General features: G+C 61.3%; 19 protein-coding genes. 15 read left to right on the top strand and 4 right to left on the bottom strand.

The window, feature by feature from the left end; translation table 11 throughout:
- Positions 1-285: 285 nt before the first annotated feature.
- Both ACQG1K_RS23110 and ACQG1K_RS23105 read right to left on the bottom strand, forming a co-directional pair.
- A complete protein-coding gene (locus ACQG1K_RS23110) occupies positions 286-927 on the bottom strand; it encodes a hypothetical protein (protein ID WP_015063153.1) in 642 nt (213 codons plus the stop codon).
- Positions 928-1,103: 176 nt separating this feature from the next.
- Positions 1,104-1,316: an Hha/YmoA family nucleoid-associated regulatory protein gene (locus ACQG1K_RS23105; RefSeq protein WP_022652191.1), complete on the bottom strand. Its 213-nt coding sequence runs from the start codon at positions 1,314-1,316 to the stop codon at positions 1,104-1,106.
- A gap of 313 nt (positions 1,317-1,629) precedes the next feature.
- Here ACQG1K_RS23105 and ACQG1K_RS23100 point away from each other — a divergent pair, with 313 nt between their 5' ends.
- From ACQG1K_RS23100 to radC, 3 genes are all read left to right on the top strand, one after another.
- Entirely contained in the window at positions 1,630-2,829 is a 1,200-nt protein-coding gene (locus ACQG1K_RS23100) for a tyrosine-type recombinase/integrase (protein WP_014603550.1), read from the top strand.
- Positions 2,826-3,890: a PDDEXK nuclease domain-containing protein gene (locus ACQG1K_RS23095; protein WP_016487843.1), complete on the top strand. Its 1,065-nt coding sequence runs from the start codon at positions 2,826-2,828 to the stop codon at positions 3,888-3,890. Before ACQG1K_RS23100 ends, ACQG1K_RS23095 begins: the two co-directional genes overlap by 4 nt.
- A 351-nt stretch (positions 3,891-4,241) precedes the next feature.
- Positions 4,242-4,751, top strand: a complete 510-nt coding sequence (gene radC, locus ACQG1K_RS23090) for a RadC family protein (protein ID WP_016487841.1) — start codon at positions 4,242-4,244, stop codon at positions 4,749-4,751.
- 66 nt (positions 4,752-4,817) lie between these two features.
- Here the strand turns inward: radC and ACQG1K_RS23085 are convergent, their stop codons facing one another.
- The gene (locus ACQG1K_RS23085) at positions 4,818-7,274 is read right to left on the bottom strand and encodes an ATP-binding protein (protein ID WP_016487840.1); all 2,457 of its coding nucleotides are present in this window, start codon (positions 7,272-7,274) and stop codon (positions 4,818-4,820) included.
- A gap of 392 nt (positions 7,275-7,666) precedes the next feature.
- Between ACQG1K_RS23085 and ACQG1K_RS23080 the strand changes: the two genes are divergently transcribed.
- The 4 genes from ACQG1K_RS23080 to ACQG1K_RS23065 all read left to right on the top strand — a co-directional run bounded on the left by ACQG1K_RS23080 (position 7,667) and on the right by ACQG1K_RS23065 (position 12,000).
- Complete coding sequence (locus ACQG1K_RS23080) at positions 7,667-8,494, top strand: DUF932 domain-containing protein (protein WP_003092327.1); 828 nt, start codon at positions 7,667-7,669, stop codon at positions 8,492-8,494.
- A gap of 80 nt (positions 8,495-8,574) precedes the next feature.
- Positions 8,575-10,644: a ParB/RepB/Spo0J family partition protein gene (locus ACQG1K_RS23075; protein ID WP_006379606.1), complete on the top strand. Its 2,070-nt coding sequence runs from the start codon at positions 8,575-8,577 to the stop codon at positions 10,642-10,644.
- Positions 10,645-10,705: 61 nt separating this feature from the next.
- Positions 10,706-10,915, top strand: coding sequence for a hypothetical protein (locus ACQG1K_RS23070; protein ID WP_016487839.1), 210 nt, complete (start codon positions 10,706-10,708; stop codon positions 10,913-10,915).
- 770 nt (positions 10,916-11,685) lie between these two features.
- Positions 11,686-12,000: a DUF736 domain-containing protein gene (locus ACQG1K_RS23065; RefSeq protein ID WP_001273857.1), complete on the top strand. Its 315-nt coding sequence runs from the start codon at positions 11,686-11,688 to the stop codon at positions 11,998-12,000.
- Between the two features lie 312 nt (positions 12,001-12,312).
- Here ACQG1K_RS23065 and ACQG1K_RS23060 read toward each other — a convergent pair whose 3' ends face one another.
- A complete protein-coding gene (locus ACQG1K_RS23060; RefSeq protein WP_006379425.1) occupies positions 12,313-12,606 on the bottom strand; it encodes a helix-turn-helix domain-containing protein in 294 nt (97 codons plus the stop codon).
- 287 nt (positions 12,607-12,893) lie between these two features.
- Between ACQG1K_RS23060 and ACQG1K_RS23055 the strand changes: the two genes are divergently transcribed.
- The 8 genes from ACQG1K_RS23055 (at position 12,894) to ACQG1K_RS23020 (ending at position 17,900) form a co-directional block, all read left to right on the top strand.
- The gene (locus ACQG1K_RS23055; RefSeq protein WP_016487838.1) at positions 12,894-13,241 is read left to right on the top strand and encodes a DUF2958 domain-containing protein; all 348 of its coding nucleotides are present in this window, start codon (positions 12,894-12,896) and stop codon (positions 13,239-13,241) included.
- A gap of 342 nt (positions 13,242-13,583) precedes the next feature.
- Positions 13,584-14,354, top strand: a complete 771-nt coding sequence (locus ACQG1K_RS23050) for a DUF2285 domain-containing protein (RefSeq protein ID WP_006379424.1) — start codon at positions 13,584-13,586, stop codon at positions 14,352-14,354.
- Between the two features lie 111 nt (positions 14,355-14,465).
- Entirely contained in the window at positions 14,466-14,750 is a 285-nt protein-coding gene (locus ACQG1K_RS23045) for a helix-turn-helix transcriptional regulator (protein ID WP_001247107.1), read from the top strand.
- Between the two features lie 50 nt (positions 14,751-14,800).
- Positions 14,801-15,622, top strand: a complete 822-nt coding sequence (locus ACQG1K_RS23040) for a replication initiator protein A (RefSeq protein WP_022580213.1) — start codon at positions 14,801-14,803, stop codon at positions 15,620-15,622.
- A gap of 241 nt (positions 15,623-15,863) precedes the next feature.
- Complete coding sequence (parA, locus tag ACQG1K_RS23035; protein WP_003092312.1) at positions 15,864-16,502, top strand: ParA family partition ATPase; 639 nt, start codon at positions 15,864-15,866, stop codon at positions 16,500-16,502.
- The gene (locus ACQG1K_RS23030; RefSeq protein ID WP_022652187.1) at positions 16,499-16,762 is read left to right on the top strand and encodes a hypothetical protein; all 264 of its coding nucleotides are present in this window, start codon (positions 16,499-16,501) and stop codon (positions 16,760-16,762) included. Before parA ends, ACQG1K_RS23030 begins: the two co-directional genes overlap by 4 nt.
- Positions 16,759-17,316 carry a DUF2840 domain-containing protein gene (locus tag ACQG1K_RS23025; RefSeq protein WP_426721134.1) on the top strand — a complete coding sequence of 186 codons (558 nt, stop codon included), beginning with the start codon at positions 16,759-16,761 and terminating at the stop codon, positions 17,314-17,316. Before ACQG1K_RS23030 ends, ACQG1K_RS23025 begins: the two co-directional genes overlap by 4 nt.
- Positions 17,313-17,900: a S26 family signal peptidase gene (locus ACQG1K_RS23020; protein ID WP_006379345.1), complete on the top strand. Its 588-nt coding sequence runs from the start codon at positions 17,313-17,315 to the stop codon at positions 17,898-17,900. Before ACQG1K_RS23025 ends, ACQG1K_RS23020 begins: the two co-directional genes overlap by 4 nt.
- The last annotated feature ends 270 nt before the right edge of the window (positions 17,901-18,170 follow it).

Below are 18,170 nucleotides of genomic sequence, written 5' to 3'. Positions count from 1 at the left end.
TCCCCCGCAGCATACAGACATTCACTATATCGGACGAAAGCAGTATGACATTTCGATAAGAGGTCTTTTTTCATGAGTTTTTAAGTTGCTTTTATTACTGTGGCAGGGGCAAATGGATAAAGCGATGGCAATTCTATGCTGGTAAAAAGCTACTTTTCCGGTTGCCCGTCCCTCCACCAGCAGTGAGACTTATTAATACGGACGGAACCGGAATTAGTGAGCATTCCAACAGTGGGCTCACTTTCAGGACGAAAGCTGATTTAATATAAATACTGGACCCTACATTCAATGCAGTTTGTGTTGATCAATATAACCCATCATAAATTGCATAAGTTCCGGGTCACTCCGGGCAGAAAAAAGTACAGTCACTACGTTTTTCATCGCACTTGTCGCATTGCTGGCGTCAATAGCATTCTTGTCATTTATAATTGCATTATTCCCAATTTTATTAATCTGATTAATTACTTCATCCTCACTGATGCTTGTACTCCGGATTGAATCAAAAATCGGGTAGGCCTGCGCCGCATATTCAGTGAAGCGGACAGCATCAAGGCTCGATGCCAACGCCGCCTTTTCCTGTCGGGAATATACCGCCAAAGCGGTCTGACTCAGCAACTCCGAAGGCGTCTCGCAGGCCGCAGTACTGGTGTTCCCCTGGATCATGCCCATTCTGAAAAAATTCGAGACAACCTTGTTTATTTCATCATTCATTATCTGGCTGAAACCAACTTTTGGGTCTGAGGTAGTGAAATTTGCCCTGTAGTTCTCAAGCGCCAGAGAGGCAACCTCTGCGTTGCCCGTCTGAGTTGCGTTACAGGCGTAACGGTAACCTTCATCCAGTTTTTGACTGAACTCGTTTAGGCTCGCCGCGTTTAAATAAAAGGAGATGAATGGAAGAGTTAAAATTAATAAAGGTTTAATTCCCATGCGTTTTACCACAACAGAGCAAGTAAAGCATTTTAAGTGAAGTTATTACTTTTCTGATTAAACTAATTCCCAGAGGTGGTAATAAATAATTTAATAAATTTATATGTTCAACAGACGATTTCATAAACCTCTTTTTGTTAAACGTCGGCTGTATAATGGTTCCCGGGATTTTCATTTTACTGACGAACCAGGGTCCATACACTGGCGGGGACTTTATCGTAGAGTTTTTTCATTGTCAGTTCAGCTTTTCGATGGTCATATGCCCCGGAAATTTCTAGTGAAACTATACCAACATTCTTTTCACAGAGTCGTTCAAATACTTTTTCCAGTGTGTCAAATGAAGAGCACTTACGAAATTTCATCAAATACGCCTGTTTAGTTTCGGACATGGTCAACCTTAAGTTATTTTCAGCAAAAGTACAGTATCCCAATCTTATGTGGATTTGTTCCGGGAATCTAATTTTTTTTGCAACTATTTGACGTATAACTCCGGCTCGTTGCTGAACTGGCGGGCCCCCTTTTTTTGTTTCACGATGACTCCAGCCCGGTAGTTCGCTGGACTGCGACGTAGCCCGATACAACAGGTTTATCAATAGCTTACGCGCGTCCATCATATGCCGGTGCTTTCTGAAACTTGACCCGGTTCTCCCTCGCGCCGCTCCTATCTGGCTCCTGGAATCCGGGTCGTTCCAAGGAGTCATCATGGCAAAGATCAAGCTCACCAAGACCGCCGTAGAGTCGGCGCAACCCCAGGCGAAGGACATCGAACTACGGGATACCGTCGTGCCCGGCTTCCTTTGCAAGATTACCCCGACGGGACGCCGGGTGTTCATGCTCCAGTACCGCACGAACTCTGGCCAGCCCCGCAAGCCCTCGCTGGGACTCTACGGGGAGCTAACCGTCGAACAGGCGCGGGTCAAAGCGCAGGACTGGCTGGCCGAGGTTCGCCGGGGTGGTGATCCCGGCGGTGCCAAGGCCGAGGCGCGCAAGGCGCCCACGATGGCCGAGTTGTGCAAAAAGTTCATGGAGGACTACTCCAAGAAGCGCAACAAGGTCAGCACGCAGGACGGCTACCAGGGCGTCATCGACCGCAACATCATCCCGCTGCTGGGCCGCAAGAAGGTGCATGACGTGAAGCGGCCCGACATTGCGGGGCTCATGGAAAAGCTGGCCTACAAGCCGACCGAGGCCAACAAGACCTTCGGCGTGCTGCGCAAGATGTTCAACTTGGCCGAAGTCTGGGGCTTCCGCCCGGACGGTACGAATCCGTGCCGCCACGTCCCGATGTACCCGCCGGGCAAGGAAACCCGGCTCATCGTGGACGAGGAAATGGTGCGGATCTTCCGCCAGTTGGAGAAACTGGAGGCGGAGGGGCTGGAGAACTACGTCATCCCGTTGGCGATCCGGCTGCAATTCGAGTTTGCGGCGCGGCGCTCCGAAATCTGCCCGCTCGAATGGAGCTGGCTGGACTTCGAGAACCGGCGCGTGGTGTGGCCCGACAGCAAGGTTGGCGGCATTTCCAAGCCCATGAGCGAGGAAGCCTATCGGCTGCTTTCGACGGCGCCGCGTCTGGAAGGCTGCCCTTACGTCCTGCCGTCGCCGAACGACCCGGCCAAGCACCTGACCTTTGGCGAGCACTATGGCGGCTGGTGCCGGACGCTCAAGGCCGCCAGCGTGCCGCACGTAGGCACGCACGGCATCCGTCATCGCTCGACCACCGACATTGCCAATTCCGGTGTGCCGACCAAAGTGGGAATGAAGCTGACGGGCCACAAGACCGTGGCGATGTTCATGCACTACGTCCACACCGAGGACAAGCCGGTGCGCGAGGCGGCCGAGCTGGTGGCCAGCCGCCGCCAAGCCATCACGGGCGCGCGGCAGCTTGCGGAGGCGGTGGCATGAACGGGCGCCGGCCATCAGCAGCATCGCTCGCAGCGCCCGCGGCGCTGCTGGGCGACATTCGGGCACTGATCGAGGCGGCGCGCAAGCGCGCCGCCTCGACGGTGAATAGCGAGCTTACGATGCTCTACTGGCGCATCGGCCAACGCATCCACACGCAGGTCTTGGACAGGCGCCGGGGCGCCTACGGCAAGGAAGTTCTGCCCACCTTGGCTGCGCAGTTGGTGGAGGAGTACGGCAGCAGCTTTGCAGAGCAGAACTTGCGCCGCATGGTGCAGTTCGCCGCCACCTTCCCCGACGAGCGAATTCTCGTATCACTGATACGAGAATTGAGCTGGACGCACTTCATCGCCCTGATGCCGCTGAAAGACCCGCTCCAGCGGGACTACTACGCACAGATGGCCAGCACCCAACGCTGGAGCGTGCGGACGCTGCGCGAGCGTATCGACTCGATGCTGTACGAGCGCACGGCGCTTTCCCAAAAGCCGGAAGAAACCATAGCGCAGGAGTTGGCGACCCTGCGCGATGCGCAGCGCATGTCGCCGGCCCTGGTCATGCGCGACCCGTACATCCTCGACTTCCTGGGCCTGCGGGACACTTGGCAGGAAGGCGACTTGGAAGCGGCGATCATCCGTGAAATGGAGTCCTTCCTGCTGGAGCTGGGCGCGGGCTTCTCATTCGTCGCCCGGCAGAAGCGCATTCCGATCGACGACGAGGATTTCCACCTTGACCTTCTGTTCTACAACCGCAAGCTGCGGCGGCTGGTTGCGGTGGAGTTGAAGGTAGGTGACTTCAAGGCGGCCTACAAAGGGCAGATGGAGCTTTACCTTCGGTGGCTAGACAAGCACGAACGGGAGCCGGAGGAAGCCTCGCCGCTCGGGATCATCCTTTGCACCGGCAAGAAGCGCGAGCAGATCGAATTGCTGGAGCTGGACAAGTCCGGCATCCACGTTGCCGAGTATCTGACCGCCTTGCCGCCGAGGGGCGTGCTGGTGGAGCGGCTGCAACAGGCAACGCAACGGGCGCAGTTGCAAATCGAGCAGCGCAAGACGGACAACGAGTAGTCCTGTCCCAAGCAGTCGGGCGTCCCGGCGTGCCGCCGTCGCGCTGTCGTGCTGCGCATCGAGCTTCGCTGCGCGAGTCTCGCCCCTGTCGGGCTTCCATCACTGACGCCTCCGTCCCGGCTCGTTGATCCGGGCCTGCGCGCTCCGCTTGCCAAAAATCGACTCTGTGCAGTGGGCGGGTGTGGGCGGTCTTGCTGTTCCCTTCACCGTATCACGGCGTTCTCGCCGTCAAGGGCGGCGCGCGCCATGCGCGCTTGCGTCCTGGCGGCCGTCTGCGACCCCTGACTGCTTGCGCTGCGCCGTGCTGCCGCCGGTTCCGGGCAATTCCGCCCGAGCAACCGGAGCACGATCATGTCGCAACTGTCCTTTCCCTCGTTCGATTCCTGTCTGCTGGTGCGCGACGCGCACGGGCGCTATCTACCGGCATCGGCCGACGACATTCTGGAAGCTGCGCGCCAGGTCATTGACCGGAAAATGCAGCGCGGAGCAGAGTTCACTTCGCCGGCGGCGGTCAAGGAATACTTGCGTACAAAGTTGGCCAGCTTCGAGCATGAGGTGTTCGTAGTGCTGTTCATGGATACGCGCCATCGTCTGATCGAATACAGGGAGATGTTCCACGGCACTATTGACGGTGCGTCGGTGTATCCGCGCGAAGTGGTCAAGGAGGCGCTGCGGCTCAATGCGGCGGCGGTCGTCGTTTCGCACAACCATCCGAGCGGAAACCCCGAGCCGAGCGCGGCTGACCGGGCGCTGACCCAGCGGCTCAAGGAAGCGTTGGGTCTGGTGGACGTGCGCGTGCTCGATCACATCATCGTTGCGGGCAACGAAACGGCATCGTTCGCCGAGCATGGGCTGATCTAGCCCAAGGGGCTTCGGCCCCTTTTTGCTGCGCCTGGTGGCATAGCTATGGCCCTCGCGGCCTGATGCTCAGGCCGTCGCAACCTGAATCATCTCGTCGTAATGTTTCTTGTCCACCTCTTCCAGCCACTGGAAGATGTTCCCGATGACGCTGTGGCTTTCGCCTGCCAAGTTTTCTGCGGATTCCTCTGTTATCTCAATAACGTCGCTATGTGAATACTTATTGATAAAGCGGTAGATTTTTTCTTTAAGCTCTGGTGTCGTGATGGTGCAATCTTTTAGGCCAGCCTCCATCAATTGACTAATGTCGCTTCGCCGCCTTGGATATTTGAAGGTAAAAAACGATTCAACAAGCTTTCGGGCGAGGTTGGCGGTCAAGAACGCCTCATCTCGATTGAGTGTCGTGTGCGCCCTATATTCGTAAAGCTTCTTGAAGATATAGTGGTACTCGGAACCGTAGTTCTTGAGTGAGTCGTCGGCATCCACAAGTAGGGAGTGACGAGGGGAGCCAGGTGGCGCATCCAGGCGATAAAAGAAGCAATTCTCGGCGTTGCCTTTTTTGACTCGATTCCTATTGGTGCCAGTGAACCAGTCTCTCACTAGCTTAAAGTAAGTGAAGTTGTGAGTCAGCACAAAAAGTTGCTTGGCTTCAGTGCATTGCGTTCTCAAAAACGAGTAGGCGTGAAACAAGTGATTAGAATCAAAGCTTGAGACCGGATCGTCAACGACGACGATCGTATCCTTGATGTTATTTCCATTTTCTTTGAGCTTCGTGATGAAATAGACAAATGCAATCGCAGTCTTCTCACCTTCGCTCAAATTCCCATCGTGCTCACCAACCCCGTTTCTGATGATCTCATAGCCTTTCTTCTTCTGATTGAAGTTCAGGCAAAGCTCAGAGCGGCCAATGAAGCGATGCAGGATGTCATTGAACTCCTTTGCCCCGACCGTTTCATTCGAGAGCGCCGCTTCTATGGCTCCGACCTCTAGACTAATTTTTTCAATTTCCTTATGGTCGTTCTTTGCTTCTGACTCAAGGTCATTGCACTTCTTCTCACTTCCAGCATAGTCAAACTCTTGCACCTCAGCCGCAGCAAAGTGAAGCTCCAGTGCCACCTTGCTTTTTGAGGTCTCAGATTTGAAATTTGAAGTCTTATTGTTGTGCTTTCCAACGAGAGCAACAATCGACTTCAGGATGTCATTGAAATTGGTGACATCGTCTTCAACCACATCCGAGATCTGAATGTCTGTCTTCCCAGGGTCTGTGATCTTGGCCTTCAGGGCTTCCCGCCAGGCGTCCATTTGCTGGTCGATCTTTTCAGCAGCAGTTGCGTAGTCCTTTTGAAGCTTTTCTGCCTCGGCCGATAGTTCTTTATAAAACTCGGTCGATGCGGGAAACTGATTAGCTGGAGCGCCTTGAGATTCAATCCATGTCGCCGCATTCTGAAGTCGGCTCTGAAACTCCGTGAACTCCTTGCTGAAGTGGGCAGCAAGCGCCTCGGCACGAAGCTGGGCGAACGGAGAGCCGCAGAACTCGCAGGATTGCGAGTCGTGGTTTTTATGGATTTCCAAGCCTGCTTGAACCCATTCGCGGATGTCCGGGTTATCGGTAAGCCGCTGGATTGCTTGATTGACCGCCGTAGTCCCAATCAAATCTCTGATGCGGCCCGCCGCTTTCTTAAAGTAGTCCGGCTCAATGGCCGTTGAGGCGAAAGCAATGCTTGGAAGCTGATCTGGCTTGGCGGCATTCGTAAGGTCGATAACCCTCTCATCTGGAAGAACCGACTCCGCCTTGATAATTGTCTCGCCGTTATTCTGTATGAAGTTGGAGAGCTTGCGGCGGTCGTAATTCAAGTAATAACTGTCGCTCGTATCAATCGCCTGAAGTCCAAGCTTCATTTTCTTGGCAGCATTGGTCAGGAACTTCTCTAATGCCTCACGCTGCTTCTTGATATCGCTTTGCTTGTCGTCGTGAGCCTTCTTTTTCGACTGAAGCTCGCTCTTCAGCTTCTCCAGCTTCTGCAAGTCATCAATCTTCTCTTTCGCAATAAGAAGGATGCTCTTTACGGATTTGTCCCAATCAATGTTCTCATGCACGAAGCGTTGATTGAAAACATGAATATTCAATTGGGATGAGTGGAGTGTGGATTCCGTGATCGTTGAGCCATCCTCCAGAACTACTGAAAATTGGCCCGTGCTGAAGCGGGGAACCATCGAGCGAAGCTCAAAGCAAGAGAATAGATTCGATAACGTTGACTTGCCTGTTCCATTCCAACCATAGACCAGGTTGTACCGGCCGAACTTTTGGATCTTCGTTCCATTGAAGTCGCTGAAGATTCCGAACTGTTTGAGGCGGTTGATGCAGACAATCATCTCTAGATCTCCGTGTTCTTGCTTTCCCATCATTAGCTTGCGAAACAAATGGTAAACGAAGAGTCCTCTTGCGTCTCCGCTTCGCGGATCGCGCTGCTCCAGGTTCGCTAGTCGCTCATCCCTGGCGGGACTGGCTTCGCCAGCCTTCCGCATCGCTGACGCCTACGGCCCGGCTTCCAGCTTCGGGCCTGCGCGCTTCGCTTGCGTGCGGTCAGCACAAAGGGATGGCCGTTGCCTTGTCCAGCCGTCTCCCCTGACTTCATCACCTTACCCGCGACCGTAGCCCGCGCCCGTGTGCCGTCAAGGCGCGCAGGGCCGTGTCCTCGGCTGCGCCTGCGGGCCGCACCCACCCTGCGCTTGGCTCCTTGACGGCCCCCGTCCGCGCGCTCCTTTGGCCGCGGGCGATGAACTCAGGAAAGACGGTGGCAACAGGGCCAACCGGGTTCCTCGTGCCGACCGCACCAAACAGCCGAAAGGCTGGGCTCCGAATCTAGAAATCCGGTGTGCGGTGTGAACAGCAAACCTCTTTTGTCAGGAGAAAGACCATGCAACTCGCATCCCGTTTCGCTTTCCGCTCCCCCTCGCTGCGCAGCGATTACCCGCTGTCCGACGACCAGATTCACCGCGTGGCCCCGTCCATCTTCGCGGATGCCCCGCACGAGAGCCGTTCGCAGCGGTACGCCTATATCCCCACCGCCGCCGTGCTGACCGAGCTTCGCAAAGAAGGCTTCCAGCCTTTCATGGTGACGCAAACCCGCGTGCGCGACGAAGGCAAGCGCGAGCACACCAAACACATGATTCGCTTGCGCCATGCCAGCCAGATCAACGGCGCGGAGGCCAACGAAATCGTGCTGCTGAACTCGCACGACGGCACCAGCAGCTATCAGATGCTGGCCGGAATGTTCCGGTTCGTGTGCAGCAATGGCCTTGTTTGCGGCAACACCGTGGCCGATGTGCGAGTGCCCCATAAAGGCGACGTGGCCGGTCTGGTCATTGAGGGCGCTTACGAAGTCTTGAGCGGTTTCGATCGGGTGAAGGAATCGCGCGATGCCATGCGCGGCATCACCTTGGACGATGGCGAATCCGAAGTGTTCGCCCGCGCCGCGCTCGCCCTCAAGTACGACGACCCCGACAAGCCCGCGCCCATCACGGAATCGCAAATCCTGATGCCGCGCCGCTTCGACGACCGCCGCCCCGACCTGTGGAGCGTGTTCAACCGCACCCAAGAAAACCTGACCCAAGGCGGGCTGCGTGGCCGCAGCGCCAACGGGCGCCGACAGCAAACCCGCCCGGTGCAGGGCATCGACCAAAACATCCGACTGAATCGCGCCCTCTGGCTGCTGGCCGATGGCATGCGCCAGTTGAAAGCCTGAATCCCCACGCGGCAGGGGCAGGCAGCAGCCCTTGTCGCTTTCTTCGCTGCTGCATTCCTGAACCGATAGGAGTTATCACCATGAACGCCGTTACCCAAACCGAAGCCCGCGCCATCAACACCGCCGCCGCTATCCCGCTGGAAGCCGCTGACCCGACCAAGAACCTGATTCTGGTTCCGCTGTCGCGGCTGGTGTCGCGCCCCACTGGCCGCAACGTGCGCAAGACCCCGCGCATGTCCATTCCCGAACTCGCCGCCAGCATCCAGCGTGTCGGCCTGCTGCAAAACCTCATCGTGATTGCCGCCGCCGACGGCGAGCATTACGAAGTCGTGGCCGGTGGCCGTCGCCTCGCAGCGTTGAAGCTGCTGGCGAAGAAGCACCGCATCAGCAAGGAATGGGAGGTGCCTTGCCTGCAGGTGGCCGATGGCACCGCACGCACGGCCAGCCTGACCGAGAACGTGCAGCGCGAAGCCATGCACCCCGCCGACCAGTTCGAGGCGTTCGCCGCGCTGGTGGCCGAAGGCCGCAGCATCGAGGATATCGCAGCGGATTTTTCCGTCACGCCGCTGGTGGTGCAGCGCCGCTTGAAACTCGCCAACGTCTCGCCGCGCCTGCTGGCCGACTATCGCGCCGAGGCCGTGAGCCTTGACCAGTTGATGGCCCTTGCCATCACCGACGACCACGCCGCGCAGGAAGCCGCGTTCTACGATGCGCCGACATGGCAGCGCAGCCCGCACAACCTGCGCGACCGTCTGACCGAACGCGAAATCGACGCCTACCGGCATCCGCTGGTGCGCTTTGTCGGGCTGGACGGCTACGAGCAGGAAGGCGGTGGCATCCGCCGCGACCTGTTCGCGGAGGGCGACAAAGGCGTGTATCTGACCGATGCCGCACTGCTGGAACGGCTGGCGCAGGACAAGCTGGCAGGTATCGCCGCCAAGGTGCAGGCCGAGGGCTGGGCGTGGGTGGATGCCACGCCGGGCATGACCCATGCCGATCTGCAAGCCTTCCAGCGTGCGCCAAGGGAACGCCGCAGTCCGAACAAGCGCGACGCGCAGCGCATCGAGAAGCTGCAAACCAAGCTGCACGAACTGGCCGAAGCCGTGGATGCCGCGCTGGACGACGAAGACGAAGAAAAGGCCGATGCCTTGCAGGAAGAAGGCGAACGCCTGGGCGAGCAGTTGCAGGCGCTGGAAGAAGGCTTGCTGGACTATGCGGCCAATGTGAAGGCCGCAGCCGGTGCCATCGTCACCATCGACCGCGACGGGCAGGCCGCGATTCATCGCGGGCTGCTGCGCGAAGCCGAAGCCAAGGCGCTGCGCACGCTGGAACGACTGCGGCAGGGTTTCGGCAGCGAAGGCGAAGCCGCAAACGAGGACGAAGGCGAGGACGACGAGCAGCCCAAGACCGCCACCATGTCCGACCGACTGGCGCAGCGGTTGAGCGCGCACCGTACCGCCGCGCTGCAAATCGAAGTGGCCCGGCATCCGCAAGCCGCGCTGGCCGCCGTGGTGCATGGCATGGTGCAGACCGTCTTGCAGGAAAGCCACTACGGCCACGACCTGCCGCTGGGCGTGCGCCTCACGGTGCAAGACCGGCTGGAAGGCATGGCCCCGGACTGGCCGGAATCACCCGCCGCCGTGGCGCTGCGCGAACTGCAACAGGTGGCAGGCGAAACCTTGCCGGAGGACAGCGCCGAACTGTTCGCCGCGCTGCTGGCGAAATCACAGGATGAACTGGTGCGGCTGCTGGCCGTGTGCTTAGCTTCCACGGTGGACGTGGTGACGCCTCGCGCCACGCCGCACCAGCCCGGCGCGGAACTGGCGCAGGCCGTGGGGCTGGATATGGCCGCGTGGTGGCAGCCCACCAATGAGGGTTACTTCCGGCATGTGCCGAAGGCCGCGATTCTGGAAGCCGTTGGCGGGTTCGCGCCCTCGCACGTCACCCGACTGGCGAAGTTGAAGAAGGGCGACATTGCCAGCGAAGCCGAACGGCTCGCCGCTGGCACCGGCTGGATGCCCGCCATCTTCCGCACCGAAGGCCCGCAGCAGGCCGGGCAGGACGCGCCGGCGGATGGCGAAGCCGAAGCACAGGAAGAAGCGGCCGCCGTGGCGGATGTCCAGCCGCAGGCCGAGGCTTTGGCCGCGTGACTTCGCACCGTAGATAGCGCCCCGGTTCCGGCCGGGGCGCTTCATATTGAGGATGCCTGCCATGACCCACCAACCCGCAAACCGCCCCCGTATGGCTGCGACCTATGCCTCCGGCACGGTGCGCGCCCGCCGCTGGCACGGCGACGGCGACGTGCGCGGCTACCGTCCGCCGCGTGGCTGGACGGCCCGCGCCGACCTGACCGATCTGCATCCCCTCACGGGCCGCGCCTTGCCGCGCGCCGTGTGGTGGATCATCGAAACCAAGAAATAACGAGCCGCACCGGCCCCAAGCCGTGCCGCCTTGGGGCCGGTGGTCGAAAACTCCGGGCGCGGCGGTGGCCGCGCCCGGTTTCACTGCTAAAAAAAAGCCCCATCGCCGCCTTCGGTCGGCGGCGATGGGGCCACGCACAAGGGCGCTCGTGCGCGAAATCCACGAAGCCAGCAAGTGTGGCGGCGCATCGCGCCGCCAACGATTCGACCGAGCCCCGCCGCAATGGGCGGGGCTGGTGTGGCTACGCCCCGGCTTGCTGCGGCAGGTTGCACGAAAGCGTGCCGTCCCCGACGCTGGCGGTTCGTTGTCTGTACGTCACGAAAGACGGTTCACCGACACGCCGCCCAGCCTCGCTTCTATGGAGCTTCCACACCACGCCTCAGTATGTGGCCGTGAGCTGCGGCAGGGGCGCTCTGGCCTTGTCGTCGGGGCATTGACCTGGCCCGCGTCAGGGCGCAAGCCGGTGCAGCCGTCACGCGGGGATGCCGAGTTGGCCACGTCTCCATTCGGGAGCGGGCGGCCTGTGCGTCCTTGTCTTGTTGTGAATCCTGGCGGTGGCGCGGCTGCGCCTTGGGCTTCATGGCCGCAACCTTGCAGCGAAAACAATTTCCCCTGCGCTGCGCGCATTCCTCGCGGGACAAATTCTTTTCGCTTCCAGGTTCTCCACGTTGTTGCGACCGCTGCGCGGTGCGACCAGCCCATCCCCCGCCGGCCGGATCACAACAAGGACGCACTGGCGCGACCTTGTTCAACCCGAAAGGAGAAACATCATGGCTAACATCGGCACCTTCACCGCAGAGAAAGACGGCTTCACCGGCACGCTTCGCACCCTGACGCTCAACGTCAAGGTCAAGCTGGTTCCCAACGACAAGGGCGACACCGAGAACGCCCCCGACTTCCACCTGCAAGCGGCTGGCCACGAAGTCGGCGCAGCGTGGAAGAAGACCAGCGAGGCCGGGCGGGAATACCTGTCCGTATCCATCGACGACCCTTCGTTCCCGGCGACGGTCTATGCCCGCCTGATCGAGAACGAGGACGGCACGCACGACCTGATCTGGTCGCGCAACAAGCCGAAGGCGGCCTGACAGCCGCTTACCGCGTCCCGCCCACTGCGGCGGGGCGCGATGCTGCTGATCGCAGCACCGCACGCGCAGGATTTCTGCTGCTGCCGCGTGCTGGATACGCCCGTCACCGCGGGCCTGCATGCGTGCCTTGTGGCTCGCAATCCGTGTCAACGAGCGGTGTGTGGCGTGTCGGCGATGTAAGCGCCGCCGGGCTTTCGGGCTTCGCCCCGTGCCGGCAAGCCGTCACGGCCATCCGGCTTCAATCCCTCACGCCTTCGCGCCTGCGGCGCTGCGCGCTCCGCTTGCTGCAATTCAGTACCACACGCCAACGCGCTACGGCGTGTCGGGCTCTTCCAATATCGCCCTGAGTTCCTGGCGCACCTGTGCCAGCAATTCATCAGCTTCGCGGGTGCTGTCACCGGCATAAGCCAATGTGAGCAGCGTGAGCGGATGCACTTCCATGACCTCGCACAGATCGGCCAGCTTCTGGATGGTTGGGCTTTTCAGGTCGCGCTCCAGCGTGCTCATGTAGGTGCGACTGGACACGTTGGAGAACGCTTCCTGGCTCAAACCACGCGCCTTCCTTACCGTCCGAATCGCCGCTGCCAATGAGTTCTTCGCTGCCACCTATGGTTTCCCCAAAAAACCAAGATGACAGCCCATTGCGCCCTATAGGACTACAATCTATAGTGTTCATTTGGTGGTGATGTTTTCCTTTTCCGTGCTTTTACGGAGATCCGCATCTGCGGATTTCCTCAGACCCAGGGAACCGCGTCCGTGTCTTTCCTGACTTCCACCAATACGCCTTCGTGCCTCTCCGCTTTTGCGGCTTCGTGCGCTTGCGCATACGTGCATCCGTCCGCAGGCACAGATGCGCCTCGGCGATTGCGTGTGTTCGTGGAAGGGGCGCGGCCTTGACCACGCTTGTCACCGAGGAAGACCGGGTGCACCTACTGGCCCACGGCCTCACCCGCGCCGCAGGCCAGGAATGTGACCCGCTGCCCGTGGTGCGCCTGTTCACACCGGACGCACATGCGACCTGGCTATTGGCCGCGCTCGATCCGACCGATGGCGATACGGCCTACGGCCTGATCGACCTCGGGATCGGGATGCCTGCCCTGGCGACGGTGAAGCTGTCCGATCTGGCGTCCATCGTCGGGCCGCTCAAGCAGCCCGTGATACGAGATCGGTACTTCCAGCCGACGCGGCCGCTGTCGGAATACGTTCGACTGGCTCAGGAAAACGGTTCGATCACCGATTGACGCATTCCAGCGCGACCAGGCAAAAAGTATCGCATTGTGACTATTTCGGTCTTAGCCAAGACCTGGCAAGTCTTGATCCGCATGCTTGCACCAGGGTGGTGCGCTCCTGACCAAAACAGTCATGATGCCAGGCGCGAGATTCGGCACGGTGTTCAATGCTGCACCCCATTTCCGGGCGGTGCAGTCGTCGCATTTAGACGATTTCGGCAATGCACTGGAGCGAATCTGTCTTGACACCAGCAGTTAAAGCGTAACCCGAGTTTGATGACCACTTGATGGCGATTCGATAGCTCCCGCACAGCGGAATTGTGGCGACGTTCCCAGAAACAGGGAGGTTTCGCCATGACTGACCGCAGCAGCCAACACTGGTATCCCACGGCCGCGTATCTCTACACGCTGCACCTCGATGGCCCAGCGCTGGCTTGGGAGTATTTGCGCAGGAATGCAAGCTACCGGCGCGACTGGCTACGCCGGCGTCGCAAGCCAGATGCGGCGCAGGCCTGGGGCCTGCGCCTGCTGGAAGATCCCGGCCTGGATGCGCGCGATGCACATCCTGCTTGGTTCCCCGATCACGACGGCGTGGTGCAGCTATACCCCGACGCCGACCCACCACCCGATGCGCATACCTTCGAGTTCTGGCGCATTCCTGGGCGCAAGCAACTGACCCACGACGGCAAGCGCCTGGTGCTTGTATCGCATTGGCCAGGCTGCTGCGTTCGGCTCGCACTCGCACCCGACCTAGAAGATGGCTCGGCCTATCTCTACGCCACACGCGCCTGCGCCACGCCCTGTGCGCGCTACCGCACGCTCGCTGCGAAGCTGGATGCGCTATCTGCCGCAACCGTGGCCGCGCCTGTGGCAACAGCCCGCTCTCGCCCCACGCCCGCCGCGCTGCTGGAACTGCATACCTTGCAAGCGCTCGACGCGACCCTCGCGGGAGCCTCTTTGCGCGAAGTGGCCGAAGGTCTGTTCGGCGCGGATGCCGTCGCGGCCGACTGGCACAAAGACAGTGCATTGCGTGCCCGCGTGCGGCGGCTGGTACGCCGCGGCGATGAGCTGATGCACGGCGGCTACCGCCGACTAGCGCAGCTTCCAATGTTCCCGTCGCATTAGGGGGGACGTTTCTCGACCCGTGCGAATCGTCCCTTAGCAAGAAGCCTTGCTTTCTTGAGAGTGCCTCTATCCGGCCGCGTGGTGTGGCCGGGCTTGATGGAGGTACATCCCATGCGACCTGCTCCCTCGCGGCCTGCCGCCGCTGCCGTCACTGCGACCTCGCAGCCTCAACGCTACCTGACAAACGACGAAGCCGCCGACTACCTGCGGCTGTCGCCGCGCACGCTGGAGAAGCAGCGGGTGATCGGCGGCGGCCCCAAGTTCCGCAAGTTCGGCCGCCGCGTCATGTACGCGGTGTCCGACCTCGATGCCTGGGCCGACCAGCGCAGCTACGAGGCCACGTCCGATCCCGAATACGCCGAGCGCCACGCGGGCGACTACCGTGATGGCCGCTGATCGTCGGCGCGTGGGTGGCCTTCGCCATGTCCAGCCCGCCAGGGCAAGCCTTGCCGCAGCGCGAACAGCTCGATCTGTTCCGAGCGCTGCCGGGCGACATGGCGCCACGCGATTCCCAGGACTTGATGGCCTTTCCGTTCTTCTCGCTTGCCAAGTCGCGGCGCACGGCGCCGATCGACTTCCGCAGCGGGAACGTCACCATTCGCGTGGAAGGCACGCAGGAGCACGGCATCGCAACGATATGGGATGCCGACGTGCTGATATGGGCCGCCTCGCAGATCGTGGAGGCGCGCGACGCGGGCCTGCGCCCGTCGCGCTGGATACGCGCCACGCCTTACGAGATTTTGCGCTTCATCGGGCGCGGCACGTCCCTCAACGACTACCAGCGCCTGAAGGCCGCCCTCGACCGGCTGCAATCGACCACGGTGGCCACGTCCATCCGCGAAACCACGGGAAGGCGCTTGCATCGCTTCTCGTGGATCAACGAGTGGAAGGAACTCGCCGACGCCAGCGGCACCCCGCTGGGCATCGAGCTGATCTTGCCGGACTGGTTCTATGCCGGCGTGCTCGACGCCGCCCTGGTGCTGACCATCGACCCGGCCTATTTCCGCTTGAAAGGCGGTATCGAACGCTGGCTGTACCGCCTGGTGCGCAAGCATGGCGGGCGGCAGGAGCACGGCTGGCAATTCGACTTCCGACACCTGTACCGCAAATCCGGCAGCGCGGCCCGCTTCTCGGACTTCGCCTACGACGTGCGCGCCCTGGTGGCGCGGCAGTCGTTGCCCGGCTACGTCCTCGGCATCGAGCGGATGCCGGACGACAACACCGAGCTGCTGACCTTCCGGCCCGTGCCGCACGCGGCACGGGGATAACTGCGGGAGAACCTGTGGACGGCCTCGTGCTATCAGGAGTACCGGGTATCGTGCTATCAGGAGTACGACCCTCGTGCTATCAGGAGTACGAAAACGCCGGAAAGCCAACAACGGCGCGGGTTTGCGTTCCCTCTAACTTACCTAACAAGAAATACATAACTTTTAGTAGAAGCGCGCCGTTTCGGTGGACAACCACGAAATGGCACGCCCAGGCCGGCTTTCCAGCTCGGAGGGCCGCGCCATGATCTTCGCGTTTCTCAACCAGAAAGGCGGCGTCGGCAAGACCACGCTCGCCACGCACATCGCCGGCGAACTGGCGATGCGCGGCCTGCATGTCATCCTGCTGGATGCCGACCCGCAGGGGTCATCGCTCGACTGGACGCAGCGGCGTAGCCAGCAGGGCCTGCCCCGTCTGTTCAGCGCCGTGGGCCTTGCCCGCGAAACGCTGCATCAGGAAGCGCCAGAACTCGCCAGGCGGGCCGATCACATCATCATCGACGGCCCGCCGCGCATCGCCGCCCTCGCGCGCTCCGCGCTGCTGGCGGCCGAGCGCGTGCTGATCCCCGTGCAGCCCAGCCCCTACGACGTATGGGCTTCTGCCGAGATGGTCGCACTGATCCGCGAAGCACAGGTGTTCCGGCCAGCGCTACGCGCGGCCTTCGTCATCAACCGGCGCGTCAGCACCACCATCATCGGCAGGGAGGCACGGCAATCGCTGGCCGAACAGCCGCTGCCCGCGCTGCGCTCGGAGATCCACCAGCGCATCGTCTTTGCCGACAGCGTAGCCGCTGGCCGGCTCGCCCGCGAAACCGCGCCCGACAGCGCCGCTGCCCGCGAGATCGCCGCGCTCACCGACGAACTGCTGCGGTGGCCGACATGACTGGAAAGCCATCACCACGCAGCAAGCGCGTCGGCATCGGTGTACGTCCCCCAGCGAATCCGCACGCCGAAGCGTGGATTCGCCAGGGCGACGCAGATGCCTTGCAGAAAGGCGACCTCTACACCGCTCGACTGACGCTTGACATCACGCCCGCCATGCGGGCGCGCATCAAGGTGTCGGCCTTCACGCGAGGCGTGACCGTAGCCGAACTGCTGCGCAGCCTGCTGGAGCGGGAGTTTCCCCCGGAGGGCACGCCGTGAACGCATCCGCTTCGACCGCCCACACCCCCAAAGCAAGTGCGCCCACGGCTGCACCGCCGCCGGCGCCTTCGACACTCGCCGGCCAGGCCGGCAACGTGCCGCTGACGCGCGTGACGCTGACCTACATCGAACCCCGCTTCAAGCTCTACCTGCGCTTCGGCGAACCGGCGCGCACGCTCCAGCTCGACCGCTGGCGGCGCTGCGCCGTGTTCCTGCCGAACGCGGTTCTGTGCCGCATCCGTTGGCAGGCCAACGACTACGGCACGATCCGCTGGCAGCTCATGGTGATGCAGACCGCCACGCCGCTGGACGCCGTGCAACGCATCCCCGGCGTGCAGCCGGGCGCGCGTCTGCTGTTGCACGCCGAAGGCGATGCCAACGTTCGCGCCGTGCTGGAACGCATCGACGACATCGAGGCGCTGGGCATCGCAGCCGCAGACACATCGCCCGCGTACTGGCGCACGCTCGCGAACCGGCTCGCAGCGCGCTCGGCGTTACCCACATACACCACAGAACGGCACGCCGCCTGGCTGGCAGGGAGGGCATTGCCATGACCACGATTTCCACGACCGGCCCCGTGCCGCATCCTCGCTCGCGCCTGCGCACTCGCCTCGTGCTGGCAGGCTTCGCCACCGTCGGCCTCGCTGCGCTGGCCTGGGCTGCGTTCGTGCAGCCCCTGCCGCGAATGGCCTACAACCCGTCCGACAGCGTGGCGGTCGGTTGGTATCGCATCGAACCGTTCGACCCGCGCACCGCCTCGCGGCCACGTCCGCTGTCCGTGGACAGCATCGTGCTGGTGCCGCTGCCCGACAGGGCCGCCATGCTGGCTGCGCAGCGCAGTTACCTACCGACCCGCGTTCCGCTGCTCAAACGTGTGGGCGCAGTCGCGCCACAACACGTCTGCATCGTCGCCGGCCAGGTTCGCATCGACGGCGTGCCGGTGGCCGCCGCCCTGCCTGCCGACCGGCAGGGCCGACCGCTGCCATCCTTGCAGCTTTGCCGCCGTCTCGAACCGGGCGAACTGTTCCTCTTGAGCGTGACCAACCCAGCGTCGTTCGACAGCCGCTATTTCGGGCCGGTCAGTGCATCCACCGCGATCGGCGTTGCGCATCCGATCTGGCTGGAGACACGTCCATGATGGCCGCCGATTCGCTGCACTTTGCCGCGCCTCTCATCGTGCCATCGGGCATGTCGTTCTACTGTTCGTCGCCTTGTCATCGCACGTGCAGTGCGGGTGCATTCGCACCGCACTTCGCGCTGCCTTCGGCGCAGCCGTCCAACGTGCAGGCGTCTTGCCTCGAACGCGCCTGGCCTGCGGCCATTGGCGTGTTCGCCGGCGGGCTGGCTGCTGGTGCAGCAGCGCCGCCGGGCCGCCGATGCCCGGAGCGGGAGCGAGGGGCAAAGGCGG

The sequence above is a fragment of the Enterobacter cloacae complex sp. 402C9 genome (genome assembly GCF_050030745.1).
Lineage (GTDB): Bacteria > Pseudomonadota > Gammaproteobacteria > Enterobacterales > Enterobacteriaceae > Enterobacter > Enterobacter intestinihominis.
Note: the sequence above shows the minus strand (reverse complement) of the source record. Positions and strands in the feature narration are given on the sequence as shown.

Coding starts and splice junctions, on each gene's coding strand:
- ACQG1K_RS23110 (WP_015063153.1), bottom strand. CDS start 927: ATGGGAATTAAACCTTTATTAATTTTAACTCTTCCATTCATCTCCTTT.
- ACQG1K_RS23105 (WP_022652191.1), bottom strand. CDS start 1,316: ATGTCCGAAACTAAACAGGCGTATTTGATGAAATTTCGTAAGTGCTCT.
- ACQG1K_RS23100 (WP_014603550.1), top strand. CDS start 1,630: ATGGCAAAGATCAAGCTCACCAAGACCGCCGTAGAGTCGGCGCAACCC.
- ACQG1K_RS23095 (WP_016487843.1), top strand. CDS start 2,826: ATGAACGGGCGCCGGCCATCAGCAGCATCGCTCGCAGCGCCCGCGGCG.
- radC (WP_016487841.1), top strand. CDS start 4,242: ATGTCGCAACTGTCCTTTCCCTCGTTCGATTCCTGTCTGCTGGTGCGC.
- ACQG1K_RS23085 (WP_016487840.1), bottom strand. CDS start 7,274: ATGCGGAAGGCTGGCGAAGCCAGTCCCGCCAGGGATGAGCGACTAGCG.
- ACQG1K_RS23080 (WP_003092327.1), top strand. CDS start 7,667: ATGCAACTCGCATCCCGTTTCGCTTTCCGCTCCCCCTCGCTGCGCAGC.
- ACQG1K_RS23075 (WP_006379606.1), top strand. CDS start 8,575: ATGAACGCCGTTACCCAAACCGAAGCCCGCGCCATCAACACCGCCGCC.
- ACQG1K_RS23070 (WP_016487839.1), top strand. CDS start 10,706: ATGACCCACCAACCCGCAAACCGCCCCCGTATGGCTGCGACCTATGCC.
- ACQG1K_RS23065 (WP_001273857.1), top strand. CDS start 11,686: ATGGCTAACATCGGCACCTTCACCGCAGAGAAAGACGGCTTCACCGGC.
- ACQG1K_RS23050 (WP_006379424.1), top strand. CDS start 13,584: ATGACTGACCGCAGCAGCCAACACTGGTATCCCACGGCCGCGTATCTC.
- ACQG1K_RS23045 (WP_001247107.1), top strand. CDS start 14,466: ATGCGACCTGCTCCCTCGCGGCCTGCCGCCGCTGCCGTCACTGCGACC.
- parA (WP_003092312.1), top strand. CDS start 15,864: ATGATCTTCGCGTTTCTCAACCAGAAAGGCGGCGTCGGCAAGACCACG.
- ACQG1K_RS23030 (WP_022652187.1), top strand. CDS start 16,499: ATGACTGGAAAGCCATCACCACGCAGCAAGCGCGTCGGCATCGGTGTA.
- ACQG1K_RS23020 (WP_006379345.1), top strand. CDS start 17,313: ATGACCACGATTTCCACGACCGGCCCCGTGCCGCATCCTCGCTCGCGC.